Annotated in this window: 26 protein-coding genes; 20 read left to right on the top strand and 6 right to left on the bottom strand. The window is 61.1% G+C overall.

Features of this window, described 5'->3' with window-relative positions:
- Positions 1 to 10: 10 nt before the first annotated feature.
- Both AB1555_12600 and AB1555_12595 read right to left on the bottom strand, forming a co-directional pair.
- Positions 11 to 226: a type II toxin-antitoxin system HicB family antitoxin gene (locus AB1555_12600; protein MEW6247528.1), complete on the bottom strand. Its 216-nt coding sequence runs from the start codon at positions 224 to 226 to the stop codon at positions 11 to 13.
- A gap of 6 nt (positions 227 to 232) precedes the next feature.
- Positions 233 to 427, bottom strand: a complete 195-nt coding sequence (locus AB1555_12595; protein ID MEW6247527.1) for a type II toxin-antitoxin system HicA family toxin — start codon at positions 425 to 427, stop codon at positions 233 to 235.
- A gap of 303 nt (positions 428 to 730) precedes the next feature.
- On the opposite strand from AB1555_12595, the gene AB1555_12590 reads away from it, so the two are divergent.
- Positions 731 to 1,060, top strand: coding sequence for a hypothetical protein (locus AB1555_12590; GenBank protein MEW6247526.1), 330 nt, complete (start codon positions 731 to 733; stop codon positions 1,058 to 1,060).
- 9 nt (positions 1,061 to 1,069) lie between these two features.
- Here the strand turns inward: AB1555_12590 and AB1555_12585 are convergent, their stop codons facing one another.
- Entirely contained in the window at positions 1,070 to 2,554 is a 1,485-nt protein-coding gene (locus tag AB1555_12585; protein ID MEW6247525.1) for a hypothetical protein, read from the bottom strand.
- Positions 2,555 to 2,726: 172 nt separating this feature from the next.
- Entirely contained in the window at positions 2,727 to 3,107 is a 381-nt protein-coding gene (locus AB1555_12580; protein ID MEW6247524.1) for a cupredoxin domain-containing protein, read from the bottom strand.
- 80 nt (positions 3,108 to 3,187) lie between these two features.
- Between AB1555_12580 and AB1555_12575 the strand changes: the two genes are divergently transcribed.
- The 4 genes from AB1555_12575 to AB1555_12560 all read left to right on the top strand — a co-directional run bounded on the left by AB1555_12575 (position 3,188) and on the right by AB1555_12560 (position 6,650).
- The gene (locus tag AB1555_12575; protein ID MEW6247523.1) at positions 3,188 to 4,366 is read left to right on the top strand and encodes an alpha/beta hydrolase; all 1,179 of its coding nucleotides are present in this window, start codon (positions 3,188 to 3,190) and stop codon (positions 4,364 to 4,366) included.
- 13 nt (positions 4,367 to 4,379) lie between these two features.
- A complete protein-coding gene (locus AB1555_12570) occupies positions 4,380 to 5,372 on the top strand; it encodes a PKD domain-containing protein (GenBank protein MEW6247522.1) in 993 nt (330 codons plus the stop codon).
- 167 nt (positions 5,373 to 5,539) lie between these two features.
- Entirely contained in the window at positions 5,540 to 5,992 is a 453-nt protein-coding gene (locus tag AB1555_12565; protein ID MEW6247521.1) for a hypothetical protein, read from the top strand.
- 214 nt (positions 5,993 to 6,206) lie between these two features.
- A complete protein-coding gene (locus AB1555_12560) occupies positions 6,207 to 6,650 on the top strand; it encodes a hypothetical protein (protein ID MEW6247520.1) in 444 nt (147 codons plus the stop codon).
- Between the two features lie 13 nt (positions 6,651 to 6,663).
- On the opposite strand, the gene AB1555_12555 is transcribed toward AB1555_12560, so the two are convergent.
- Positions 6,664 to 7,332, bottom strand: coding sequence for a S16 family serine protease (locus tag AB1555_12555; protein MEW6247519.1), 669 nt, complete (start codon positions 7,330 to 7,332; stop codon positions 6,664 to 6,666).
- Positions 7,333 to 7,451: 119 nt separating this feature from the next.
- On the opposite strand from AB1555_12555, the gene AB1555_12550 reads away from it, so the two are divergent.
- From AB1555_12550 to aspS, 8 genes are all read left to right on the top strand, one after another.
- Positions 7,452 to 8,549: a pentapeptide repeat-containing protein gene (locus AB1555_12550; GenBank protein MEW6247518.1), complete on the top strand. Its 1,098-nt coding sequence runs from the start codon at positions 7,452 to 7,454 to the stop codon at positions 8,547 to 8,549.
- Positions 8,550 to 8,650: 101 nt separating this feature from the next.
- Positions 8,651 to 9,439 (top strand): segregation/condensation protein A, encoded by a 789-nt coding sequence (locus AB1555_12545; GenBank protein MEW6247517.1) that lies wholly within the window; start codon positions 8,651 to 8,653, stop codon positions 9,437 to 9,439.
- Complete coding sequence (scpB, locus tag AB1555_12540) at positions 9,436 to 10,281, top strand: SMC-Scp complex subunit ScpB (protein ID MEW6247516.1); 846 nt, start codon at positions 9,436 to 9,438, stop codon at positions 10,279 to 10,281. Before AB1555_12545 ends, scpB begins: the two co-directional genes overlap by 4 nt.
- 255 nt (positions 10,282 to 10,536) lie before the next feature.
- The gene (locus AB1555_12535; GenBank protein MEW6247515.1) at positions 10,537 to 13,503 is read left to right on the top strand and encodes a 6-bladed beta-propeller; all 2,967 of its coding nucleotides are present in this window, start codon (positions 10,537 to 10,539) and stop codon (positions 13,501 to 13,503) included.
- A gap of 30 nt (positions 13,504 to 13,533) precedes the next feature.
- Positions 13,534 to 15,000: an IMP dehydrogenase gene (guaB, locus tag AB1555_12530; GenBank protein MEW6247514.1), complete on the top strand. Its 1,467-nt coding sequence runs from the start codon at positions 13,534 to 13,536 to the stop codon at positions 14,998 to 15,000.
- 99 nt (positions 15,001 to 15,099) lie between these two features.
- On the top strand, positions 15,100 to 16,656 hold the full coding sequence (gene guaA / locus AB1555_12525) for a glutamine-hydrolyzing GMP synthase (GenBank protein MEW6247513.1): 1,557 nt from the start codon (positions 15,100 to 15,102) through the stop codon (positions 16,654 to 16,656).
- 142 nt (positions 16,657 to 16,798) lie between these two features.
- Entirely contained in the window at positions 16,799 to 17,647 is an 849-nt protein-coding gene (locus AB1555_12520; GenBank protein ID MEW6247512.1) for a pseudouridine synthase, read from the top strand.
- Positions 17,641 to 19,404 carry an aspartate--tRNA ligase gene (gene aspS / locus AB1555_12515; GenBank protein MEW6247511.1) on the top strand — a complete coding sequence of 588 codons (1,764 nt, stop codon included), beginning with the start codon at positions 17,641 to 17,643 and terminating at the stop codon, positions 19,402 to 19,404. Before AB1555_12520 ends, aspS begins: the two co-directional genes overlap by 7 nt.
- A gap of 19 nt (positions 19,405 to 19,423) precedes the next feature.
- On the opposite strand, the gene AB1555_12510 is transcribed toward aspS, so the two are convergent.
- A complete protein-coding gene (locus AB1555_12510) occupies positions 19,424 to 20,104 on the bottom strand; it encodes a hypothetical protein (protein ID MEW6247510.1) in 681 nt (226 codons plus the stop codon).
- Between the two features lie 150 nt (positions 20,105 to 20,254).
- Here AB1555_12510 and AB1555_12505 point away from each other — a divergent pair, with 150 nt between their 5' ends.
- The 7 genes from AB1555_12505 (at position 20,255) to AB1555_12475 (ending at position 24,280) form a co-directional block, all read left to right on the top strand.
- A complete protein-coding gene (locus AB1555_12505; GenBank protein MEW6247509.1) occupies positions 20,255 to 21,157 on the top strand; it encodes an ATP-binding cassette domain-containing protein in 903 nt (300 codons plus the stop codon).
- A gap of 107 nt (positions 21,158 to 21,264) precedes the next feature.
- On the top strand, positions 21,265 to 21,648 hold the full coding sequence (locus AB1555_12500) for a hypothetical protein (GenBank protein ID MEW6247508.1): 384 nt from the start codon (positions 21,265 to 21,267) through the stop codon (positions 21,646 to 21,648).
- A gap of 16 nt (positions 21,649 to 21,664) precedes the next feature.
- A complete protein-coding gene (locus tag AB1555_12495) occupies positions 21,665 to 22,048 on the top strand; it encodes a hypothetical protein (protein MEW6247507.1) in 384 nt (127 codons plus the stop codon).
- Positions 22,049 to 22,197: 149 nt separating this feature from the next.
- Complete coding sequence (locus tag AB1555_12490) at positions 22,198 to 22,755, top strand: hypothetical protein (GenBank protein ID MEW6247506.1); 558 nt, start codon at positions 22,198 to 22,200, stop codon at positions 22,753 to 22,755.
- 76 nt (positions 22,756 to 22,831) lie between these two features.
- Entirely contained in the window at positions 22,832 to 23,782 is a 951-nt protein-coding gene (locus tag AB1555_12485) for a DUF1152 domain-containing protein (protein ID MEW6247505.1), read from the top strand.
- 32 nt (positions 23,783 to 23,814) lie between these two features.
- Positions 23,815 to 24,012 carry a hypothetical protein gene (locus AB1555_12480; protein ID MEW6247504.1) on the top strand — a complete coding sequence of 66 codons (198 nt, stop codon included), beginning with the start codon at positions 23,815 to 23,817 and terminating at the stop codon, positions 24,010 to 24,012.
- Positions 23,984 to 24,280, top strand: coding sequence for a DUF302 domain-containing protein (locus tag AB1555_12475; protein ID MEW6247503.1), 297 nt, complete (start codon positions 23,984 to 23,986; stop codon positions 24,278 to 24,280). Before AB1555_12480 ends, AB1555_12475 begins: the two co-directional genes overlap by 29 nt.
- The last annotated feature ends 339 nt before the right edge of the window (positions 24,281 to 24,619 follow it).

Below are 24,619 nucleotides of genomic sequence, written 5' to 3'. Positions count from 1 at the left end.
GAACCGGTTGTTATGCGGCTTTGACTTCTACCACTTCGGCCGTCGATGAGGGAGGCGGGATCGGCTGCCCTTCATGTTTCAGATCTTCCAGATGGAGCTCAATGGCCTCACGGATGAGGTCCAGTACTTCCTCCCTCGTTTCTCCGGCAGCGACACAGCCGGGAAGGTCCGGGACGTGGGCTCCGTAGGACGTAGGACCTTTTTCAACGATGACAAGATATCGCATAGAGGTTCACTCCTGCTTCTTGAGACCCGCCTGCTTGAGCGCGCTGTTCAGTGTTCCGGGCGGTACATCCACGCCAGGGTTTCCCGACACCGTAACCGTCCCTTTCTTCACTCGGTGATGAAATTGACGATGGCTGCCTTTCGTTCGAACAAGAAACCAGCCATCGGCTTCGATCAAGGCGATCAGTTCACGTACCTTCATCCAAGAATTCTACACGAGGAGGAGGCGTGCCGCAAACGGCCCGCGCTAGCCTCGGGGCCGTCCGGGTGGCGCTTCGGTTCAAGGAGAGAAAAAGGGGTCGGGAGTCTTCATAGTGCTCAGTCATAACACGACTCCCGCCCGCCCCTTTCTCCTCGCCACCTCTTTAACAATCTCAGGGACACAACCCTAAGTGGTCCTTGACGTGCTCAATGAATCGGCGGAGAATGCGCCGCGCCGGGTCAGGCGTTTCCCATCAGGGGCTTGGACAGATGGAAGAGCTAGCGTGGCAGAGAAAAAGGGGTCGTGGCAGAGAAAAAGGGGTCGGGAGTCTTAATAGTGCTCAGTCATAAAACGACTCCCGACCCCTTTTCTTCGATTCAGGAAGTCGTCATCGATCTGCTGTTGGCGGACTCGGAGTATCTTCGGACCGCGTTGTCCCGTCGGCGGATCGTTAAATTCGACTCACTACAGACGCCCATTTTGACTATAGAGGATCTTATTGTGCTGAAAACCTTGGCCGGGCGTCTTCAGGATCAGGCCGATCTGGAAAAAATCAGAGCTCGCCAAGACGACTTGCACATCGATTGGAACTATGCTGAGAAATGGAGCGCTAGACTTGGTTTTCGAACATAGTGCGTTGCCCTACCGCTGGGAATACCACCGGAAGCCCTTCGCCTCCGTGAACGCCGGTTTGGGCGCCGCGCCGGGTTTCTCCAGCAGCAGCACTTTGAAATCCCACAGACCGAACCAGGCCGGGTCGCCGATCTTGTGATAGTGACAGCCGCGCAGTTTCGGCAACATGTCGCCCAGCGCCTTGGCCAGTTCTGGCTCGGTATAAGCCCGGATGGCGAAGGATTTGCCCTGCGCTTCACAGAATCGCTGGATGGCGTAGGCGGCGCCCGTGCACAGGACAGGAGTATCAGGTTTGATGCCCAGGAACTGCGGCAAGGCGACATACTGCTCCTGAAAGCCGAGCCAGCGCGCCAGATGGCGCAAGTGCGTGTATTGGACTTCGTACTCGGTGTGGCCCGGCAGCTTCACGGGAGCCGGCCAGCCGGTGTCAATGCCGAACTCGATCAGGATGGCCCGCCCGCCCGGTCTGAGAACCCGCCACAGCTCCGAGACGAAGCGGAACGGCCCGAGATTGAAGATGAATTCGTCGGGCAGATCCTGTCCCAGGGGAAGACGGGTGCGCCTGATCCAGTCGATCGCCTCCTGGTGAGCGGGCGTCTCGCCCTTGTCCGCCTGCACCTCCCGCTTCGTCAACTGCACCGGCGTCATGTCCGCGAGGTTCTCGTTGTCGATGACAAGATCGACGGTGGCATCCTTGAAGGGCAACCATTCCGCGTTTGCTTGTGTTGCGGAGCGCTTCCAGCCGGCGCTGTGGGCCATAGCGAGTTGCGACTTCACAAACGGCTTCGTCACGTCCAGAAAGAGGTAGTGGACGTCTTCCTTTTCGCGCGGAGAAAGTTCCTGTGCCATCTCCCGCGCCACGTACCCGAGGCCGCCGCCGACTTCGAGGAGCACCCGCGGTTTCGGCGACCACCAACCCAAGCGGCGGAGGTGTTTGGCGAGGAGGCGTCCATAGGTTTGCCCTTGGAGGGCGTCGGAGGGCTCTCTGAACAGGTGTGACACGGTCGTTTCGATCGTGTCGAAATGACCTTCCTCCTTGGCGATGTCGTGCAGATGAAATTCGGACAGGTGCTCTTCTCCCTCGAACCCCTCTTGACCCGACCACTTGTCTCGAATCTGTTGCAGGAGCAGGTCCCACTTGGCGCCGAGACGGTGGTCGCCGGCCGGCGGGTTCACCCCGAAGTAGCAGAGGGAGTAGCCCGGCAGGGACCAATGTTCTAAGCACCAGCGGCCGGTCTGCCCGTCCGGGCCGCAGACCCATCTGCCGTACTTATTGAGCAGCGCCTCCACGGTGATGTGTCCGTCCATCGAGGTCAGCAACTCGATGCCGAGTCCGTTCAGGCGAACAAGGGGAAGGTTGTCATCCAGCGGAGTCAGCCACCATTCGTCTGAGCCGTGCTGGTAGGCCACCATGTCAGGCATGCGCCAAGCTCGGAGCTTGAGGACCGCATCGGTCAACGCCAGGGGTTCTCGGATTGCGGCGGTCGTTTTCATCGAGCGGGCTCGGTTCTGTTACCGATGGACTCGGGGAGTGCCAGAGTACACGATGGACTCGGCTATCGCAAGCTGTCGGGCAAGCGGTTCGGCGGGGAAAGCGGCTAAGATATTGGAGAGGGCGAGATCAGGGGGTGGCCTCAAAAGAGATCGACAGACGTGTCGATTCGTGCTAGGTCTGAGAAGAGACGGGTACGTGCTCGACGACCGTGAGGATACCCTGCATGATCGGGTGGACCCGGCAATGGTAGGGATATTGTCCTGGTGGGAGGCTGGGAATCGTGTAGCTCCCGTCAGGTTCCATGGTGCCGGAGTCAAACGCGCACACCGCCCCTTCTTCGACGCAGCCGTTGTGGGTGACGGTGTGATGCGTCGGTGTGGGATTATCCCAGCGGATCGGCGCGCCTGCCGAGACCACCGCTTTCGCCGGCACAAAATAGGGGGACCCGTTCTCGATCGTGATGTGAAGCTGGGGCGCCGCGGCGACACCCGGCCAAGCGGCCGCAAGGACCAGGGCACAGGTCACTATGGTGATCAATGGCAACGTTCTCATGCTGGCGTCTCATCCGGCGCAAGCGGCCGTTCGCTCCTAATTGATAAGAGCCTCAGAAAGGCGGAAAGGATTCGTCACCGATGGGGCGACTCCTGTTCGGCGTCCTGGCCGTGGCGGTTTCTGCCATGACCGTGATCCGTCCTCCTGCTCACGCGTTTTGGTTGATCTCGCTCGCCGTGACCGAATGGGGCTATTGGTTAATTTTATCATTGCTCCTGCTCTGGCTTCCCGGTTGGCGAGAGAAGACGACTCGGCTGATCGGGGCGTTCCTGGGACTGGTGGCCTGCGGTTTACTGCTGAACCCGGTGCTGCAAGCCGTTTCTCTCGCCAGACACCTGCCGGCTCAGCTCACCGCCGCCTTCGGCGACGTGACAGTGCCGGAGCCGAAGCCGGCTGCTCCAAGGCCCTCTGCGTTGGTGCTGACCGAGCTGTTTACCGGTGTGCGAACTCCGGAAGTGCTCATGCGAACCGTCGTCTACGCGCTCAAGGAGGGGACTGAACTTCGGATGGATGTGTATCACTCCTCTGATTCCTCCCCGGCCCCGGTTGTCAACGGTGCCGTGTCGGCCAAGGCGCCCTGCGTTGTCGTCTTGCATGGCGGGTCCTGGCAGGCCGGTGATCGGACTGAACAGAGCCGTTTCAACGCCTACCTGGCTGCCCGTGGCTCTGTGGTCGCTGCAGTAGACTATCGGCTCGCCCCGCAGTGGCGGTTTCCTGCCGCCAGGGATGATGTCGCCGATGCGATCAGCTACCTCAAGACGCGTGCGGCTGAGTTCGGCATCGATCCGGACCGCTTCGCGCTGGTCGGCCGGTCGGCTGGAGGCCAACTGGCACTCTTGACGGCCTATGCCTCTGGAGATCCTGCGATCAAGGGCGTGGCGGCGTTGTATGCTCCGACCGATCTCTCATACGCCTATCAGAATCCCGGCAACCCGGCCGTCATCGATACTCGCGGACTCCTGAGGGCCTATATCGGCATGTCTCTTGACGACGCGCCCGCTTTGTATGAAGCTGCTTCCCCGTTGAATGCGGTCGTAACCAAGACGGTGCCCACCCTCTTGATTCATGGTCAGCGGGACGAGCTCGTCTTGCCGGCACAAAGCGCGCGGTTGGCCGCCAAGCTTGCGCAAACAGGCAGTTCCCATCTGTATATCCGACTGCCCTGGGCAACCCATGGCTGCGATGTCAATTTCAACGGTCCGTGCGGGCAGATCAGCACCTATGCGATTGAGCGATTCTTGGCCGCCGTCCTGCGATAAGCTCGCAGCGGCGATGCGGCTCGGTCTTCGGTACAGGTTCCTGATCCTTCAGGCGGCGGCTGTCTGGCTCATCGCCCCTTCGGTCGCCGCGGCATTTTCGATCACCTCGCCCCGTTCCGATGCGGTGTTGCAGGCCGGGCAGGACGTGCCGGTCTCCGTCGATATCGGGTCCGAGATCGGCCTCCGCCGCGTACAGTACTTGTGGTTTCGTCAAGGAGAAGAGCCGGTCGCCACGCAGCAGGCGACTCCCGCCCTCGTGGCGACTGAGGCCTCGACTCCGCCGTTCGGCGGGATACTCCGCGTGCCCGTGGATGCAATCGGAACGTTGCGTCTTCTGGCAGTGGGCGAAGTGGTGCGTGGCCGGCTGGAGGGCCGGGAAGAGTTCGATGAAATCCTGGTGCACGTCGAGCCCGCCGCTGAGCTGTCGACCATCGAGTTCGCGGTGGAGAAACCTTGGCGACTGGATACGATCGGAAAAATAGTTGATATTCCCGTGGTCGGACAGTTCGCCGACGGGGTCCTGCGACGCATCGGAGGCGCGTCGGCCGGGAGCACATACCGTTCTTCGGATGAACGGGTGGTCCGGGTATTCCCGGAGGGTTTGGCCCAGGTCGTCGGAAACGGACGGGCCGCGATCGCGGTGGCCAATCGAGGCAAAGTCGGGACTCTGGATGTTGTGGTGGACGGCAACTCGGAGCCCAATCGAGCCCCCATCGCGCGAGCCGGCCCGGATTTGACGGTCAAATCCGGGGCGACCGTCGTGCTGAACGGCATACAGAGCACGGATCCGGACGGTGATCCGTTGCGTTACGAATGGAAGCAGATCCGCGGTCACAAGGTGACCCTCTTCAACGTGGACGAGGCAAAGGCGACGTTCGTGGCGCCGAAGGTCTCACGCAGGCGGCTGTTGCAGTTCAGGCTCAGAGTCACCGACATGACGGGACCCGATACCGTCAAAGGGGCCGACAGTTTTCCGTCCGTGGTCAGTGTGTGGGTAGAACCGTGACGCCAGAGGCGGGCCGATGCTCCCGCGCAGGTATTCCGCCGGGGGAACTGATGCCCTCTACGTAGAGAGTGTTTGCCATGGACGGTTGCATCGCGATACTCATTCGTGCTAGATGGAGACCCCGAAAAAATTCCAGCCGCGCAGCGGCTCATTGAGGAGGACTGCCGATGGCGAAAAAGAAAAAGGCGATGAAGAAAAAGGCGAAGGCCGCCGCGACGAGGTCGCGGGCCAAGGCGAAGTCGAGACCAAAGAAAAAGGTTGCCGCGAAAAAAGCGACGGCCAAGCGCCCATCGGCCAAAGCGGCCAAGGCCAGGAGAGCGAAGGCCGCTGCGAAGGCGCCGAAGAAGAAGGCTCCGGCGAAGGCGAAAAAGGCCGCCAAACCGGCCCCGGTGTCCGCTGAGCCGAAAGCGGCGGCCGGGCCGGAGAAGGCTGCGGCGGAGCCGAAACTGCCTGATCTTGATCGAGAGATGGCGGAGGACATGGAGATGCCCGAAGACGTGGACGAAGTGGAAGAGGACATGCAGGAGCATCTCTCGCTCGAGGACGAGGATGACGACGTGGACTACCTCGAGAAATCCGAAGACTTGCTAGACGATAACGACGACTTTCGGAATAATTGACCAGGATGTTCTCTTTCTGCAGGAAACAGCCGCCCCGGTTGCGCTGATGCCTTTGAGCGAATGCAGAGTCGTATCGCAGCGAGGAATCGCTCGTCGGCTGGATTGCCGGCAAGGACGGTTCCTCGCCGGCGATCTTCAGCGCGGTCATTGACGCTTTTTCCAGCTCGACGCCGACCCGCCGGCTTCTCGCTATCTCAAGAGATGTTTCACTCCGATGAGCCATTTTCTGTTCGTGGCCGGCGCCCTTCGTGAACGAAGCTCCGGCGAAAGCGCGGAACTGCAATTGACTCATGAGCTGTGGGGACTCAGGACTGCGCTCATTCGGGACAACCTGCAAAGGCTCCTGACCGCGGAGTCCTGCGGCCTGGTCTATGTCCTCAAATCGGGAATCTGCGCGCACTTTCGGATCGTCTCGGGCGTCCTGCCGTTCGACCGGCTTGACGATCTGCTCAAGGATGAGTTGCGTAACGAAGCTCGCTTCGGCTTCATCCGTATCAGGCTCGTCAACCGATGGGAGTCGTCGCCGGGCGAGAGCCAGGCGCTCTTACAAAAGGTCCTTCAGATCCCCGACCAGGCGGAACTCGCGCGGCGGTTGAATCTGGGAATGCACGTGCTGACGCAAGAAGAATATGAGGCGATTCTCGGAGCGTTGGGGTAAGTAGAGAAACTCCTTACAGCTTCCGGCCCGTCACGAGTTCATAGGCTTCCTCGACCGTGTGCACTTCCTTGATCGTGGCATTCAGTTCGACGCCCAGCCCGGTCAGATTCCAGCGCGGTTCGTATAGTTGACCGGCCGGGATGAGAACCGTTCGATAGCCCTCGCGGACGGCGGCGCGAACTTTGTCGGGAATCGAGCCGACCGGTCCGATGGTGCCGTCCGGTCGGATCGTCCCGGTCAGGGCCACGCCGCGTTGGATCGGATCGCCTTTGAACATCGCGATAAATCCGACCGCCATGGCGGCTCCGGCGCTGGGACCGTCGCTGGTGGTCGGGAGGTACGTCACTCCTTGAACTGAGACGGTCCCGGTATGCGGGACGGAAGGGGTCCGTTCGACCGCGTAGCGAAAGGCGACCACCATCGCGTCCAAATGGGCTTGCCCCAGGGTGACGCCAGCGTCGAGCCATTTCAGGGCGACGGGGTTTGGGTCGGGTTTCTGGTCCCAATGCAACAGCAGGATCTCAAAGACACCGCGATCGTTGGACTTGTAGGAGGCCAACACCGGCATCTCGCCGACCGATTCGGCCGCCGCGTCCGTCGGCCGCGCGCAGGCGACGGCGATGCAGAGGAGAACGAAAGTTGTGAGACCGGCCAGGAAAAAGCGGATGCTGCGGCGCGGCATGAACGGGCAGCTCCTCGTCCAAACGAGTCCGTCGCAATTATTGTAAGAGGCCGGGGTGACTCTGTAAACGATTCGCTCACCTTGCTCCTGGTCGGTGGAGCTTCGCGCAAGGTCTCCGCGTGAAACGACTCATGTGGTTCCGGTCTTCCTTCGTCGTCGCCGGTGGGTGTCTGCCGCCGCTCATCGGTCTCCTGTGCGCGAGTCCTCTTCCGGCGGCCTGCACGGAAGAGTCCATCGCCGGAACGGCGGAACAGATGTTCGTGAGGCATTTGACCGGATGCTCGGAGCAGGAGCAAACGGCTCGCGCGGTCACGGCCGAGGAGTTGCTGGCCGCCTTGAATTCAGGAAAAGGCGTCGATCTCGCCGGGGTTGTCGTCAGCGGCGATCTCAGGCTCGATGAGCTGACCCCCGTGCCGGTCGATGCGATCCTCGGTCTTTCGGCAGACGAGCGGAATGCCGTCTCGGGGCTGAACGTGCGGGAAGTCAGATTGGTCTCAGGGCCTCTGTCGATTCGGGATTCGGTGGTCAAAGGCACGATCAGCACCGGCATCAAAGAGGGGTACGTGCTGATGCGCGGGCCCGTCATCTTGACCGGCACGGTCTTTGAGCATTTGCTGGATTTGTCGCGCTGTGTCTTTCTCGGACCGGTGGACCTTTCGAAGGCCGTGATCCTTCGGGAAGGGTTCTTTGTTCATGGCCGGTTCACCGGCCAAGCCCGGTTTGCCCAAACCGCCTTCGGCGTCCACTCACGGTTCTTCCGTTCGGTCTTCGCCGAACCCGTGACCTATGTTCAGGCCGAATTCAACGGCCTGGCTGAGTTTCTGGAGGTCACGTTTCAGAAGGATGTCGACTTCTCGCAGGCAACCTTCAAAATGGGCACCGGCTTTTCCGGGAGCGAGTTTCTGAAGAGGGCCGACTTTTCCGAAGCCGTCTTCGAGCGGGAAGCGTTTTTTCTGTTCTCCATGTTCGGGGAAGACGCCTCGTTCCGCCAAGCCACCTTTCGGTCGGTTGCGGACTTCTCGGACAGCCAATTCAAGGGGAGCGAAGATTTTACAAACACCCGGTTTGAGAAGCAGCCACAGTTTACAAGGGCCCAACTGGTTGGTGGTCGCTCCACGCCCTTCCAAGCCCGAGGCTCGATCTTCCAACTCGCCTTCACCGCCGTCTTGTTGTTGTTCGCCGCAGCCTTAGTGGCGTATCTCATCAGGGCGAGATAACAGACGCAGGCTGTGCATCCCCTATATGTAGATTTGGGGCTTGCTCGTACCACCATAAGCTGATATAAGGGGCCGACCGCAGTTTCGAAGTGGAGAGTGCCGTGGAACAGGGGGAACTGGCGTATCAGGTGCGCCTGGAGAAATTTGAAGGGCCGTTGGACCTGCTTCTGCACCTGATCAAAAAGAACGAAATCAACATCTACGACATCCCCATCGCCCTCATCACCCGACAGTACCTCGACTATCTGAACACCCTGAAGGCTCTGAACCTGTCGGTGGCGGGCGAATTTCTGGTGATGGCGGCGACCCTGCTGCACATCAAGTCCCGCATGTTGCTGCCGTCGGAGGAGGGAGAAACCGACGAGGAAGACGGTCCGGATCCTCGGGAAGAACTGGTCCGACGCTTGCTCGAGTACAAGCGGTTCAAGGAGGCCGCGAACCAATTCGACAGCCGGGAACGCCTGTGGCGCGATGTGTTTGTCAGGGAACAAGGACCCCCGATGCGGGTCCGCTCGGAAGAGGCGCTGCTGGAGAACATCACCCTGTTCGACCTCGTCGATGCGTTGCAGGAGGTCATCGCCAGGACGCCGGGCAGGCGGCTGATCGAGATCGTGCCCGAGAACCTGACGGTTCGGGACCGCATGAACGCCATTCTGGATGCGCTGGAAGGCAAGGACTCGGTGACCTTCGTGTCGTTGTTCGAGGAATCGTGTCATCGCTTGGTGGTGATCGTGACGTTTCTCGCGCTGTTGGAACTGATCCGGATCCGGGTGGTGCGGGCGTTTCAGGCCGAGACGTTCGGGCCGATTCTGGTTTCGCGCGCGTTCTCGCTGGTCAACGAAACGGAGCCGCCGGAGATGCTGGAAGAGTCGGAATGGAGGAACCTATGAGTGCGACATTGCTCCCCGCCATGGATGACTCGGCTCAGGACACGGAACTCGACGCGCCCGGCGAAAACGGGCATGAGCATTCCATCGCCGACGGGCGGGCAGAGCACCGCAATAAGGCCGGCGCGTCGGCCGACGGCCTTTCGGAATTGCGGGAGGAACGGGAGCTCGAGGCCATCCTTGAAGCGTTGTTGTTTGTGGCGCACGAGCCCCTTTCGCTCGATCGGTTCGTCGCGCTGGTGGGCGACGTGAAGAAAGCCGAGATCGAGCAGGCGCTGGGACGGATGCGCCAGGCACTGGAACAGGACGGCCGCGGCCTGCAGCTCATCGAGGTAGCGGGGGGCTATCGTCTGGCGACCAAGACCGAGTATGCGCCCTGGATTCGCCGGCTCGAAAAAACCAAGGCGGCGCCCAAACTCTCGCGATCGGCGCTGGAGTCGTTGGCGATCATCGCCTACAAACAGCCGATCGTTCGGGCGGAGATCGAAGAGATTCGCGGCGTCGAAACGTCGGGTGTGCTCAGGACCCTCCTCGAACGCAAGCTCGTGCGGATCGTCGGACGCAAAGACGTCCCCGGGCGGCCGATCATGTACGGCACGACCAAATTCTTTCTGGAACACTTCGGCCTCCGCGACCTGTCGGAACTGCCGCCGCTCAAGGAGTTCAAAGAATTGGGCGAGGCGGAGCAGACGTTCCTGCCGATGGACGAAGACCTCGCGGAAGACGATCGTCCTGCCGGGCATGCGAACGGCGAGACAGACAGCGGACCGTTCAGGACGGACGGGGAGTCGTGCGCGACCGCCGTCGGTTGCTCGCCCTCGTTCGACCTGGAGACCGCGGAATAATTTCTTGTGATCGCCTGCGCGTCGGATGTTTTCCGCTTCCGCGCTTCTTTCCCCTGCCGGGTACCCTGATCAGCCCTTGAATTACGCTCGTCCAACGAGGGCCTTCTGAGGCCGCGCGTTGCGCGAGCACAAAGGGCGATCGGGGCCCCCGTTGACTCCCTTCTTTTCGCTTTGTTAGACTGCCCGCTTATCTACTCGAAAAATCCGCGATTTCTCGTTGTTTCGAACGGGCGTGAACCACATGAGGCAACAACCATGATGAAGGCTTGGTTACTCGATGAGATGTTCAGGTTCGATCGGCCGGCGTTGCGGGCGGAAGGCGGCCCGGAAGAGTGGGGCGCGGGGGATTCGGTCATCGAGGAAGAGGAGCAGCCACCGCCGCCGCCGACCGGGTTGACTGCCAAACCGGGGAACGGCCGGGTCACCCTGACCTGGGATCCCGTGCCGGACGCCATGTACTACAACCTCTATTTCATGACGTCCAAGGGCGTTCAAATCAAGTTTTCGGAGCTCACCCGGCCGATCGCCGGTCCCGAGGATTTCAAACACACCATCGGCGTGACCAAGGAAAAAGGCAATTGCATCGAAGGCGCGGCCTCTCCGTTCGTACACGACGATCTTGCCAACGGCACCTGCTACCACTACGTCGTCACGGTGGTGACGCCGAAAGGCGAGAGCCCGGAGTCGCAGGAAGTGATGGCGATCCCGTCGCCCTATCTACTGGCCATGCAGTTCGGGCAGGAGGGCGTCGACGACGGGGAATTCAGCTCGCCGACCGGTATCGCGCTGGACAACGACGGCAACATCTACGTCGCCGATACCGACAATCATTCGATCCAGAAATTCGACAAGGACGGAAAGTTCATCGCGCGTTGGGGCGGCGAACCGAGCCAGGAAGAAGGCCTGTTCTATTATCCGCGCGGCCTCGCGATCGGTCCCGACGGCGAAGTGTATGTCGCGGACAGCGGCAATAACCGGGTGCAGAAGTTCGATTCCGACGGCAACTGCATGCATGCCTGGGGAAGGTTCGGCTTCGCGTGGCGCGGCGCCGACTTGGGGAAATTCGACGTGCCCTGGGGTATCGCCACCGACAAGGAAGGCAATATCTACGTCTCGGACACCAGCAATTCCCGCATCCAGAAGTTCAAGTCCGACGGGACGCCGCTGCTGAAATGGGGACGCGACGGCAGCTTCGACGGCGCATTTTTCTTCCCCCGTGGGGTGGCCGTCGATTTCGTCGGCAATATCTTTGTGGCCGACGAGGGAAACAACCGCATCCAAAAGTTCGACGCCAGAGGGAGCTTCCTCACCAAGTGGGGTCGCGAAGGCAGCGGCCCCGGCCAATTCAAGGCCCCTTGGGGGGTGGCTTGCGACGCGCTCGGCAACGTCTATGTGGTGGACAGCGGCAATCACCGCATTCAAAAGTTCGACGGCAACGGCACCTTCCTGTGCGCGTGGGGCAACCGCGGCAAGACGGAAGGACAGCTCAATTTCCCTTCCGGGATCGCGGTCGACAAAGAAGGGTGCGTCTATGTGGTGGACAGCGGCAACAACCGTGTTCTGAAGTACGTGCCGACCGAAGAGCAGTTGGCGCAGGAGCAAAAGGCCGCGCCGAAAGAATCGGGCGAGCATGCGCCGCCGAGGAGTCTTGCCGTCAAGCCCGGAGACACGGAAACGTATATCAGTTGGCTGGAGGTGCCGGGAGCGGTCTCCTACAACCTCTACTTCAATACGTCGCCGAACCTGGCGATGCAGACAGCGACCAAGATCGAAGGCGTCACAAGCCCCTTCACCCACACCGGCCTGACGAACGATATCCCATATTACTACGCGCTCACGGCGGTCTATGAGGACGGGGCCGAAAGCCCCCTGTCGGAGGAAGTGACGGCGACGCCGGTCCTTATCGACATGACCGCGCCGCAGAACGCCAACGCGTTGATCAACCACGGGGCGTTCATGACGAACTCCCCGGAGGTGGTGGTCACGATCTCCGCGGTCGATGTGGATACGGGAGTCGCCGCGTACTATATCTCCGAGAATCCTGTGACGCCCATGGCCGGCACGCCCGGCTGGGTCGATGTCGAGCCGGCGCAAAAGTTCGGCGCGACGATTCCGTTCGTGCTCTCTCCAGGGGACGGGCAAAAAACCATCTATGTGTGGTTCAAGGACGCAGGCAACAACGTCTCGACCCCCGCCTCAGCCAGCATCCTGGTCAATACGTCAGGCTATCTCTGCGTGTCGAAATGGGGCAAGCCGGGACGCGGCGCCTCCTTGCTGCACGGCGGCGAATTCATGGCGCCGATCTATGGATTGGCCATCGACCAGCAGGGCTGCCTCTTCGTGGTCGACAACGGCAACAACCGCGTGCAAAAGTTCGACAGCGCCGGCAATTTCATCATCCTGTGGGGCAACTTCGGGTCGGCCAACGCGAATTTCCATAATCCGACCGGCGTCGCCTGCGACGCCAAGGGCGACGTGTACGTCGTGGATACGAACAACCACCGGGTGCAGAAATTCGACGGCAAGCTGGGCGGGTACCTGATGAAGTTCGGCTCGCGCGGCAACGGCGAAGGCCAATTCAACTCGCCCTGGGGGATCGCGATCGACCGAGTGCGGGGCTACATCTACGTCGTGGACAGCGCGAACTTCCGGGTCCAGAAGTTCGACATGACCGGCGAGTTCATCATGTCGTGGGGCAGTTTCGGCAACGGCGACGGCCAGTTCTATTTTCCACGCGGCATCGCGGTCGATCAGGCGGACGGGTCGGTCTACGTCGTGGACATGGGCAACCATCGGATTCAGAAATTCGACACCAGCACGAACGTACTGCCGCAGTTGCTGACCAAGTGGGGCGGCAGCTCGGAGCCAGGCCATGCGAGCAGCCCGCAGGCCCAGGAAGCCGGCCAGTTGCGGTCGCCGTGGGGAATCGCCGTCGACAGCCAAGGCGACGTGTATGTCACCGATACCGGCAATCATCGCGTGCAGAAGTTCGATCGAGAGGGCAACTTTGTCACCCAATGGGGCGGCTTCGGCAACGGCGACGGGCAGTTCAACTTCCCGTACGGGATCGCCGTGGACGCCAAGGGCAGCGTGTATGTCGTCGACAGCGGCAACACGCGCGTGCAACAGTTCATGCCAGCCGAGGAAGGCAGCGAGCGGCTGAGGGAAGAAGCCGAAGCGGCTGCGGAACTCGAAAAGGCGCAGGGTGCAGCGCAGGTTTAAGCTCCGGGTCGGAGCCGACGGAGAGGCGTGATGCTCGACAAAGAGGTTCGCGTAGGGCTCACCTACGACGACGTGGTACTGGTGCCAGCCAAATCGCAGATTCTGCCGAGCGAAGTCGACACGCGGACCTCGATCACCCGACATATCACGATCAACATTCCGATCGTCAGCGCGGCGATGGATACGGTGACCGAAGCGCGTCTGGCCATCGCCTTGGCCCGGGAGGGCGGGCTCGGCATCATTCATCGCGTGCTCGCGCCGGCCGACCAGGCCGCCGAGGTGGACAAGGTCAAGAAGTCGGAAAGCGGGATGATTCTCGATCCCATCACGATCTCGCCGGACCAGACGATCCGCGACGCGCATAACCTGATGGCGAAGTATCGGATCTCCGGCATTCCCGTGACGAAAAACGGGAAACTGGTGGGCATCCTCACCAACCGGGACCTGCGCTTCGAGACGCGCATGGACCTGAAGGTCTCGCAGGTGATGAGAAGGGAAAAGCTGATCACGGCGCCGGAGGGCACGAGCCTGGAAAAGGCGCGCGAGATTCTTCACGAGTATCGGATCGAGAAGCTGCCGGTCGTGAACAAGAACTTCGAGCTGAAGGGACTGATCACGATCAAGGATATCGAGAAGCGGATCAAGTATCCGAACGCCTGCAAGGACGCGCACGGCCGGCTGCGGGTCGGCGCGGCGGTCGGCGTCGGGCCGGATACCGAGGAGCGGGTCGCGGCGTTGGTGAAGGCCGGCGTCGATCTCGTGGTGGTGGACACGGCGCACGGGCATTCGCAGAGCGTATTGGATACCGTGAAATTCATCAAGAAGAAGCATCCGGATCTGGACGTGGTGGCGGGCAACATCGCGACGGCCGAAGCGGCGAAGGATCTGGCGAAAGTCGGCGCCGATGCGGTGAAAGTCGGAGTCGGCCCGGGCTCCATTTGCACCACCCGCATCGTGTCGGGCGCCGGGATGCCGCAACTGACGGCGGTGGCGGACTGCGCGAAGGCGCTGAGCGACACCGGCATCCCGATCATCGCCGACGGGGGAATCAAATACTCCGGCGACATCACGAAGGCTCTAGCGGCCGGCGCGTCGGCCGTGATGCTCGGCGGGCTCCTGGCCGGAACCGAAGAGTCGCCCGGCGAGACGGTGTTGTTCCAGGCCAGGACGTACAAGGTCTATCGGGGTATGGGTTCCATCGCCGCCATGGAACGGGGCGGGGGAGATCGATACGGACAGAGCGGGCGTGCCCCGCAGAAGCTGGTTCCGGAGGGGATCGAAGGCCGTGTGCCGTACAAGGGCCCGCTCGCCGGCGTCGTCTATCAGTTGGTCGGCGGCGTCAAGTCCGGCATGGGCTACTGCGGCTGTCGGACGATTCCGGAATTGCAGCAGAAAGCGACGTTCATTCGCCAGACTCTGGCCGGACTGCGCGAAGGCCACGTCCACGACGTGATCATCACCAAAGAAGCGCCGAACTACCGCACGGATTGGGAGTGATCTCCTCGTTAAACGTTAATCGTGAATCGTTAATCGTAGGAAGCCTCCCGTCAATTTTCTCTTTCGGTTAACGTTTAACGCCGCACGATTAACGTCTTCATGGAACTCTGGCACGATCGCATCCTCGTCCTCGATTTCGGGTCCCAATACACGCAGCTCATCGCCCGCCGCATCCGCGAAGCCCAGGTGTATTCCCAGATCCTTCCGTGTTCGGCGCCGCTCGCGACCATTCTGGCGTATCGTCCCAAGGGGCTCGTGCTGTCGGGAGGGCCCGCCAGTGTCTACGAGCGCAAGGCCCCGTCGATCTCCAAGCAACTGCTGGATCAGGATATTCCCATTCTCGGCATCTGCTACGGCATGCAACTGGTCACGCACCTGCTGGATGGGGAGGTGGCGAAAGCGACCAGGCGGGAATACGGCCGCGCGGATCTGGTCATCGACGATCGCTCCGATCTGTTCAACGGCGTGGGCGAGGGCTCCTCCACCACGGTCTGGATGTCCCACGGCGACCGCATCGAGCGCATGCCGAAGGGGTTCCGCTCGATCGCCCATACGGCGAATTCGCCGGTGGCCGCGATGAAGATGGACGGAGGCGGCCGAAAAATTTACTGCCTTCAGTTTCATCCGGAGGTGGCGCACACGGTCGAAGGGACCCGTATCCTGCGCAATTTCGTCTACGACATTTGCGGATGCAAACCCACCTGGACGATGCGATCCTATGTGGACACGGCGGTCCGGCAGATACGCGAACAAGTCGGGAAGGAAAAGGTGATCTGCGCCTTGAGCGGAGGGGTCGATTCCTCGGTGGCCGCGGCGCTCACCCATCAGGCGATCGGCAACCAGTTGACCTGCGTCTTTGTGGACAACGGCGTCCTCAGGGCCGGGGAGGGTGAACAGGTGCAAAAGACCTTCGCGTCGCACTTGAAGCTGAATCTCCGGTTCCTCGACCGCTCGCCGCAGTTCCTGACCGCGCTCAAGAACGTGACCGATCCGGAGCGCAAACGCAGGATCATCGGGCGGCTCTTCATCAAAAACTTCGAGGCGGAGGCCAAGAAGCTGGGCGCGATCAAGTTTCTGGTGCAAGGCACGCTGTATCCGGACGTCATCGAAAGCGTGAGTTTCAAAGGGCCGTCCGCGACGATCAAGACGCATCACAACGTCGGCGGGTTGCCCGCTCGGATGAAGCTGAAGCTCATCGAGCCGCTGCGCGAACTGTTCAAGGACGAGGTGCGAGTGCTGGGCAAAGAGTTGGGCCTGCCGGACGACATTATCTGGCGGCAGCCGTTCCCCGGACCGGGGCTCGCCATCCGTGTGCTGGGGGCCGTCACGCAGGAGCGACTGGCGATTCTCCGTGACGCGGAGATGATCGTGGATCAGGAGATCCGCGCGGCCGGGCTTTATCAAGAGTTGTGGCAGGCGTTCGCCGTGTTGCTGCCGATCCGCACCGTCGGCGTCATGGGGGATCAGCGGACCTATGAGCATGTGATCGCCATCCGGGCCGTGACGAGCCTCGACGGCATGACCGCCGACTGGGCGAGACTGCCGCCGGAGCTGTTGGGGAGGATCTCCAATCGCATCATCAACGAAGTCAAAGGCGTCAATCGGGTGGTGTACGACATCAGTTCGAAGCCGCCCAGCACGATAGAATGGGAGTAGCGGAAGAACGTGAAGCGTGAAGCGTGAAGAAGGAAGTCGCCCCACTAACTCTAGCGATACTTCGCGAGTTACGAGTAACGCTTCACGAGATACGGCGGTTCAGAAATACGAAATACGCTTCACGAGCGACGAGATACGGTTTATGGAAATTCGCCTGCAGAAACTCATCGCCGGCACCGGCCTGGCCTCACGCCGGAAGGCGGAGCGGATGATCGCCGAAGGGCTGGTCACGGTGAACGGGAAGGTCGTGCGGGAACTCGGCACGAAAGTGGATCCGACTCGTGACCATGTGAAGGTGAACGGCCGGCATCTCAGGGCCGTGCAGCCTTACGTCTATCTCATGCTGAACAAGCCCAAGGGTGTCGTGTCCACCTTGGAGGATCCCGAAGGCAGGCCGACGGTCAAGGATTTGCTGCGCGGCGTCAGCGTGCGGGTGTTTCCGGTCGGGCGGCTGGATTTCGACAGCGAAGGCCTGATGCTGCTGACGAATCACGGCGAACTCGCGCAGGCGTTGTTGCATCCGCGGTATCATGTGCCGAAGACCTATCTGATCAAGGTGAAAGGCGTGTTGTCGCGCGAACAAATGGATCGGCTGGCGCGCGGGGTCACGCTGGAGGACGGGCCGACCGGGCCGGCGACGGTCAGGCCGGTCCGGAAGGCGGAGCAGAATTCCTGGCTGGAAATCACGATTCACGAAGGCCGGAAGCATCAGGTGAAACGCATGTTGGAGGCGGTCGGGCACCCGGTGCTTAAACTCACGCGGGTTCGGTTCGGTCCCTTGTCGCTGGGAGACCTCGAACCGGGTGAGTTTCGGTATCTGACGGATCGGGAAGCGAACGCGATCCGCGATCTCGTTCGAGATCGTGTGGCCAGAGGCACGAGGCGAGCGGCTGGCGGTGCGAATGTCCATGAAACCCATGAGCCCGTCCCCGGTCACGCCTCTCGCCTCTCGCCCCCCGCCTCGCACCTGCGCCGGAGGCGCGCATGTTGATGCGGACCCATCACTGCGGCGAGCTGACCAAGGCCCACGTGGGGCAGACCGTCGTGTTGAACGGCTGGGTGCAACGGCGCCGGGATCATGGCAGCGTGATTTTCATCGACCTCCGAGACCGGCACGGGATCACGCAGATCGTGTTCAACGCGGAGCGGAGCCCGGCCTCGCATCAGCACGCCCATGATCTTCGGAGCGAATATGTCGTCTCGGTCCGCGGACAGGTGGCGCTGCGGCCGGAAGGCTCGGAGAATCCCGACCTTGCGACCGGTGCGATCGAAGTGCTGGTCGATTCCGTGGAGATTCTCAACGAGTCGAAGACGCCGCCGTTCCTCATCGAGGACGAGGCCGACGTCACCGAAGCGATCCGGCTCAAGTACCGGTATCTGGACCTGCGACGGCCGACCATGCAGCGCCTGATCGCCCTCCGCCACGCGGTCACGCAGCACACACGGGCCTTCCTGAATGCGCAGGGTTTCCTGGAAGTCGAAACCCCCATGCTGACCAAAAGCACGCCGGAAGGCGCGCGGGACTATCTCGTCCCCAGCCGCGTCAATCCCGGCTCGTTCTACGCGTTGCCGCAGTCGCCGCAACTGTTCAAACAGATCCTGATGGTCAGCGGGATGGATCGCTATTATCAGATCGCCCGTTGTTTCCGGGACGAAGATTTGCGCAACGACCGGCAACCGGAGTTCACGCAGATCGATATCGAGATGTCCTTCGCGGACCGCGACCAGGTCATGTCGTTGACGGAACGGCTGATCAGCACGGTCTTCAAGGAAGCCGCCGGCGTCGAGTTGCCCACGCCCTTTCCGCGGATGACCTATGCGGAAGCCGTCGGCCGCTACGGCTCCGACAAGCCGGATCTGCGGTTCGACATGCCGCTCTATGACCTGACGGACTTCGCGGCAAAGAGCGAATTTAAAGTGTTCAAAGACGCCGTCGCCAAAGGCGGTCTCGTGAAGGCGTTGATCGTCAAGGGCGGCGCGGCCATTTCGCGGACGCGGATCGACGGGCTCGGCGAGACGGCCAAGAGTTTCGGGGCGAAGGGATTGGCCTGGGTCAAGATCGTCGGTGAGGGACAGCTCGATTCCGTCATCGCGAAGTTCTTGGACGCCAGGGCGCTGCTGGCGGTCTTGCCGGACGCGGCGGTCGGCGACCTGGTGCTCTTCGTGGCGGACAAGCCCGGCGTGGTGCACGACGTGCTGGGCCGGCTGCGGCTCCTGCTGGGGGAGGAACTGAACCTGATCGACAAGTCTGCGTGGCGGCCGCTCTGGATCATCGAATTCCCGCTGCTGGATTACGATCAGGAGGCGAAACGCTACGTGTTCATGCACAACCCCTTTGCGGCGCCGTTGGATGACGACGTGAAGTTTCTCGATTCTGATCCGTTGAGGGCGAGAGCCAAGGCCTACGACATGGTCTTGAACGGGAATGAAATCGGCGGAGGAAGCATCCGCAACCATCGACGCGATGTGCAGATGAAGATCCTCGACCTGCTCGGCATCGGCAAGGAGCAGGCGGAGGCCAAGTTCGGGTTTTTGCTGGAAGCCCTCGAGTATGGCGCCCCTCCGCACGGCGGGATTGCCTTCGGGCTTGACCGGCTGATCATGATTCTGGGCGGCGCCGACTCCATCCGCGATGTGATCGCTTTCCCAAAAACTCAGAAGGCCCAGTGTCCCATGACCGAGGCTCCCTCGCCGGTCAGCCCCGACCAGTTGAAAGAGTTGCGGATCAAGCTCGATCTCATCGAGTAACGACCGGCTCGGCTCGCCGTCACTTAAAGTGATATCCCACGAACACGCCGCTCTGGACCATTTTGGCGTCCGGGTCCTGAAACCCGAGAGATTTGTAGAACAGGCCGATCGTCACGGCGTTCACGCGGATTCCGCCTTCGAGCGTGAATCCGTATCGAGCTCTGGGATCCGGGCCGCCGACGGCATTTACGGCAAACGGCCGAAGCAGTCCCGCTGAAATGTATCCCCGGTCATGGTCGAGGCCGGCACCCGCCCGCCAACTGAGAAATCGCAGGGTATCCCAACTCGCCGGCGCGCCGCGGTCTTCCCAGGTGTCATAGCCCAGGCCGGCGAACGGAAAGAGCCGGACCGATCCGGTTCTGAAGTCGTACCTGGCGTCGGCGGAGAGGCTATAGCCTTCCTTGGGAATGATCCCTCGGTCGTCATCCAAGCCTTCGGCCACCCACCATTTCTCAACGGCAAGCCTGGTTCCGACGCGTTCCCAGTCCACGTTCGTGGTGAGCCCGGCGCCGACCAGCGACTTGTGCCCGCCGACGCCGCCCAGTTGATCCCAGGCGATGGTGCCGACCTTCAGATGCGGCCGGATCTCCGCCTCCGCCGTGCCCAGTGGGAATCCATGGCTAAGGCCAATGGTTGTCAGAACGTCCAGTAAGAGAACGATGATCTGCAAAAGTCGAGCGGTTGTGCTGTAGACAGACACGGGGCATCGTCTCCTTTCTGCCGGCTGAAGGTTCAGACGGTGGCAGGGCCGATAGTGCCGACTGTACGACTGAAGCGCAAGTGCCGGGTGAGCCTCCTGTCGACAGGCGGCGTCGCAATCGAGTTGCGTTTCAGGAAAAGGTGAGGTTTCATGGAAACCTGTCTCGGCGAAGAGGGCAGGATGGAAGGATATTCCCGGGATGCGCAGGCATCGTCAGGGTCGCACGACGAATCCCGCGAGACCGGCTTGCGGTCGATGACGTATTCGAACATCGTCGAGCTCTCGCATGTCACCGCGTATCGGAGTGACACCCGCGTTTTGACCGATCTGTCGCTGACTATTCCCGCCGGATGCCATACGGCTATCCTCGGCCCGAACGGCGCGGGCAAGTCCACGCTGCTCAAGCTTCTCTCCTGTGAGCTTCATCCCGTCTCACGCGAAGGCAGTTCTCTCCGCCTGTTCGGACAGGAAGGCTGGAACGTGTGGGACCTGCGTCAGCATCTGGGCGTCGTGTCCCATGATCTGCAGCATCAGTACTTGGAACACGTGAGGGGGGAGGACGTGATCCTGTCCGGGTATGACGCGAGCATCGGAACTTACGAATACCAAATATTCGGTGCGACGCAGCGCGAGCGAGCCGGCCAGGTGATGCAAGAACTTGGGATCGCCCATCTTGCAGATCGGCTGTTCGGCCGGATGTCCGCGGGTGAGCAGCGACGCTTTCTGCTCGGGCGCGCCCTGATTCACAATCCCGCCGCGCTGGTGCTGGATGAGCCGACGTGCGGCCTCGACCTGCAGGCGTGTTTTCACTACCTCGATCTCGTCCGGAATCTCATGCGGCAGGGCAAGACGCTGATCCTCGTGACCCACCACATTCACGAGATTCCGCCCGAGGTCTCCCGAATCGTGCTCTTGAAAAAGGGAAGAATCGTCGCGGACGGGCCCAAGCAAGAGATCTTCTCAAGCAAGACGCTCAGTGCTCTGTTCGACACCGCGGTAGAGCTGATGCAGGTCAACGGCTTCTATCAGGTCTTGCCGGGCAAGGCTCCGTAAGTGCGAGCACCGAACGAAGCCGAGGCAGCCTGTTCCCAGGAGGAAAGCCTGGGTGTAGAATGTCAGATGGTGAACGACGAGGACAGACCGCGTCCGGGAGGTGTTCTTTGAACAGGAGCCGTCTGATCATTCTGTCGGCTTTCGTGCTGATTGCCATGGGCTGCGCGATGGTCGAGCCCAAAGAAACGGCCTACTTGCGAACCGCTCAAGATCGTGCGACGCAGGAGGAAGTCCGGCAGCGACTCGGACCGCCTACGCTGACAGCCGCCACGCAGACGGGGGAAGCGCTCTGGGTTTACCAGATTCGGACGCAGCAGCCGGGGAATCGGACGACGGCGCCGGGCATGTGGTGCGACGAATACGTCCTCACGTTCGACGACCAAGCCGTTCTGCGGCGGTGGACGCATCAGTCCTATTTTCATGGCGGCGAGTACGCGCCGACCTATTGCGTGCCCGGCGGCTATCAAGTGAAAACGTCGGACCAGCTCTAACAGGCGGAGGTGCACGATGAAGACCATCCTTCACATCCCTGTTCTCGGTCTGTGCGTGCTGACGGCGGGATGTGCCCTGTTCGTTCCCGAGGAAAGCCGTTATCTGGAGTCAGCGCAGGACCGGGCCACCCTGGAGGACGTCAGACAACAACTAGGAGAACCGCAACGGGTGGCGATCACTCAGGCTGGAGAACCGGTCTGGGTGTACGAGGTTCGGCAATTGGAGCCGGGAAGTCAGAATACGTGGGCAACCACCGGGTCATGGTGCGATGAGTACACGCTCAGGTTTGACACTGACGGGGTGCTCAGGCACTGGACCCACAAGTCGTTTCTCCACGGCGGTGAGTTGATGCCGCTCGCGTGCAATACAACGATCGGAGTGCAGAAGCCGGCCTTGTGAGAGCGATGGCTTCGATCCGGATCCGTGACGGCGAGCGGAAGGGCAGGAGGGGAAGGAGCGGCCAAATCGCTTTTGCCGTGATCGGCCCGCCCGACTTATGGCAAACTGGGGCCTCGAATGCTTAACCGGGCGACGCAGGAGGTGGCACGATGGTTCTGGGTCGTAAGCTCGCTCTCGTGCTCTGCGCCTTGTTCGTGAGTGTGGCGCCCACCCTCACACGGGCGGCGCCGGAGGCGGATAAGCATCCTGAACGGGCCCCCATTGCCGAGTTACAGCAGATTAAAAAATTCGTCTCTGTCGAGGTGCAGACACAGGGCAGCGCGGAGAAGCTCGGGCTCAAGAGCGCCGAGTTGACCGATCTCACGAGACTGGCGTTCCTGAACAATTTTCCCGGGGTGGCGTTGGAAGGTTCCGGAGGACCGTCGCTTGACGGAGTCGAGCGGCCGAATCAGGTCGGCTTTATCAATTGCGAAGTGTGGACGGTCGGGGAAGAGTACATCGTGGCCTATCACGTGGATTGCAACGCCGGTCCGTACGTGGCACTCAAAGCGCCGAACGCGGTGTGGGGTCATGCTCTGCTTGGCTATGGGCCGAAAGACCAGGTGCCCGACAGCATCCGAAAAGGCCTGCGGAGCCTGATCGAAAAGTTCGCGGTCGTGTTTTTCAAATCCCGCGGCAGGGTCGGAGACGCCACTACGGTGCGGTAAGCCGGCCTCCCTTCACCCGATTGTCTCGAAACGGGCGGATCTCTTTCCCCTTGCCTTCCTGAGCGGAGAGGTGTGCGTGCACCTCAACCTGCCGATCATTGATCAGCTGGCCTCTTGCGAAAATCTCCTGATCGCCGGAATGGGCGGCGGGTTCGATCTGTTCTGCGGGTTGCCGATTTATTTCGAGCTGCAGTATCGAGGAAAAGAGGCCCACCTGGCCAGCTTCAGCTTCTCGGATATCGCGTCGCTGCAGGACGGTACCCGTGTGTCGCCGACGCTGGTCGGCGTGGATGCCGGTCTCACGGATTTTTTGCCCTATTTTCCCGAGCTCTCCCTGGCGCAGTGGTTTGCGGAGAAGCGCAACCAACGTGTCACCATTTGGTCCTTTCACAAAACCGGTGCCAAACCGTTACTGGAGAACTATCGGGTGCTGATCGAGCGGCTGTCCATTGACGGCATCGTCCTGATCGACGGCGGGGTGGACAGTCTGGTTCGAGGGGATGAGTCTGGGATGGGCACGTTCGTTGAGGATGCGATCTCGCTCTTCGCCGTCAACGAACTCAAACAGTTGGCTGTGCGAATTCATGCTTGCCTGGGACTGACTATCGAACCGGATGTCGCACACACGCAAGTACTGGAAAACGTGGCGGGGCTCATGGAGACCAATGCCTTTCTGGGCGGCTGCGCATTGGCGCCGCAAATGGACGCGTATCGACTGTACGAAGAGGCGGTCCTGTATGCGCAGGGCAAACGCTACCAGGACCCGAGCGTGATCAACTCGTGCATCATTTCCGCCACGCGAGGGTATTTCGGCGATCATCACCTGACAGAGAAAACCGGGGGCAGCCGGTTACATATTTCACCGCTCATGTCTTGGTACTGGTTCTTTGATCTGCCCGCTGTGGCCCGGCGCAATTACTTCCTAGCCGCGCTTCGGAATACCGACACGTTTCTCGACGCCCTTCACGCCGTCGTGTCGGCGACCTCCTCGTTGCCGAAGCGCACGACGCCGAGCACTCCGCTGTAGGATTCTATGGGAAAGAGCAGAAGGAGTCGCCCATGATGTCCTTTCGTACGCTCTTGAATGACCTTCTGTATGTCGGTTTGGGGAGCTTAGTTGTGCTTATTGGTCTAGCTCGGGCGGACCGCACTCTGGTGACCAAGCCGAGCAAGTATTCGGTTCCCGAAACGATCAATGGTATCGAAGAAGGCCGTAACGGCGAAAGGGATGAAAATCTTCGTCCGTATCAATCATAGCGGAGAGGCGAAAAGTGTCGGACTGGAAATGAAGCCGACGGAGCTCCTGATTTTCGGCGACCCCAAAGGAGGAACTGCCCTGATGAAGGCCAAGCCAACGGTCGCGATTGATCTCCCCATGAAAGCCTTGGCCTGGCAGGACAAGGACGGCAACGTGTGGCTCACCTATAACTCGCCCGTGCTGTTGCAAGAGCGACACGGCCTGCCGACGGAACTCGCCGACAAGCTCGATCCTGTTGGCAGGTTGCTGGAGCAGGCTGTGGAGTGAAGCTATCTGGTTTCCTTCGCCAGTGAGCCCGGAGGAATTTGTCAGGCGTGTTAGCAGGATGCGTCTTTGGCCAGCGCAACTGCGATGAGTTGGTGGGCGCAGCGGCTATAGCGTGTCAGGAGTATAGACAACGGAAGGCCGACGCAGAGTTAAGGCAGGAAACGGCTGAGTTCGTCAAAGCATACCGGTTATGCCTACAGAAATATGAGAATGGAGGTATAGTCAGAAAGTGTGGAAATAGGAAAAAGGCGGTGGCAACCTTTCGGGTGACCAAACCCAGCCGGAGGCATTCCGGCCATGAAAGGAGGCACCGCCGTGAAGGAGCAGAGCACAGCACCG

It is taken from the genome of Nitrospirota bacterium (assembly GCA_040755395.1).
Lineage (GTDB): Bacteria > Nitrospirota > Nitrospiria > Nitrospirales > Nitrospiraceae > DATLZU01.
This window is presented reverse-complemented; position numbering and strand designations above follow the sequence as displayed.

Bases quoted from the DNA above. Each gene is read 5' to 3' on its own strand.
- AB1555_12600 (MEW6247528.1), bottom strand. From the start codon at position 226: ATGCGATATCTTGTCATCGTTGAAAAAGGTCCTACGTCCTACGGAGCC.
- AB1555_12595 (MEW6247527.1), bottom strand. From the start codon at position 427: ATGAAGGTACGTGAACTGATCGCCTTGATCGAAGCCGATGGCTGGTTT.
- AB1555_12585 (MEW6247525.1), bottom strand. From the start codon at position 2,554: ATGAAAACGACCGCCGCAATCCGAGAACCCCTGGCGTTGACCGATGCG.
- AB1555_12580 (MEW6247524.1), bottom strand. From the start codon at position 3,107: ATGAGAACGTTGCCATTGATCACCATAGTGACCTGTGCCCTGGTCCTT.
- AB1555_12575 (MEW6247523.1), top strand. From the start codon at position 3,188: ATGGGGCGACTCCTGTTCGGCGTCCTGGCCGTGGCGGTTTCTGCCATG.
- AB1555_12570 (MEW6247522.1), top strand. From the start codon at position 4,380: ATGCGGCTCGGTCTTCGGTACAGGTTCCTGATCCTTCAGGCGGCGGCT.
- AB1555_12565 (MEW6247521.1), top strand. From the start codon at position 5,540: ATGGCGAAAAAGAAAAAGGCGATGAAGAAAAAGGCGAAGGCCGCCGCG.
- AB1555_12560 (MEW6247520.1), top strand. From the start codon at position 6,207: ATGAGCCATTTTCTGTTCGTGGCCGGCGCCCTTCGTGAACGAAGCTCC.
- AB1555_12555 (MEW6247519.1), bottom strand. From the start codon at position 7,332: ATGCCGCGCCGCAGCATCCGCTTTTTCCTGGCCGGTCTCACAACTTTC.
- scpB (MEW6247516.1), top strand. From the start codon at position 9,436: ATGAGTGCGACATTGCTCCCCGCCATGGATGACTCGGCTCAGGACACG.
- AB1555_12535 (MEW6247515.1), top strand. From the start codon at position 10,537: ATGATGAAGGCTTGGTTACTCGATGAGATGTTCAGGTTCGATCGGCCG.
- guaB (MEW6247514.1), top strand. From the start codon at position 13,534: ATGCTCGACAAAGAGGTTCGCGTAGGGCTCACCTACGACGACGTGGTA.
- guaA (MEW6247513.1), top strand. From the start codon at position 15,100: ATGGAACTCTGGCACGATCGCATCCTCGTCCTCGATTTCGGGTCCCAA.
- AB1555_12520 (MEW6247512.1), top strand. From the start codon at position 16,799: ATGGAAATTCGCCTGCAGAAACTCATCGCCGGCACCGGCCTGGCCTCA.
- aspS (MEW6247511.1), top strand. From the start codon at position 17,641: ATGTTGATGCGGACCCATCACTGCGGCGAGCTGACCAAGGCCCACGTG.
- AB1555_12505 (MEW6247509.1), top strand. From the start codon at position 20,255: ATGGAAACCTGTCTCGGCGAAGAGGGCAGGATGGAAGGATATTCCCGG.
- AB1555_12495 (MEW6247507.1), top strand. From the start codon at position 21,665: ATGAAGACCATCCTTCACATCCCTGTTCTCGGTCTGTGCGTGCTGACG.
- AB1555_12490 (MEW6247506.1), top strand. From the start codon at position 22,198: ATGGTTCTGGGTCGTAAGCTCGCTCTCGTGCTCTGCGCCTTGTTCGTG.
- AB1555_12480 (MEW6247504.1), top strand. From the start codon at position 23,815: ATGATGTCCTTTCGTACGCTCTTGAATGACCTTCTGTATGTCGGTTTG.
- AB1555_12475 (MEW6247503.1), top strand. From the start codon at position 23,984: ATGAAAATCTTCGTCCGTATCAATCATAGCGGAGAGGCGAAAAGTGTC.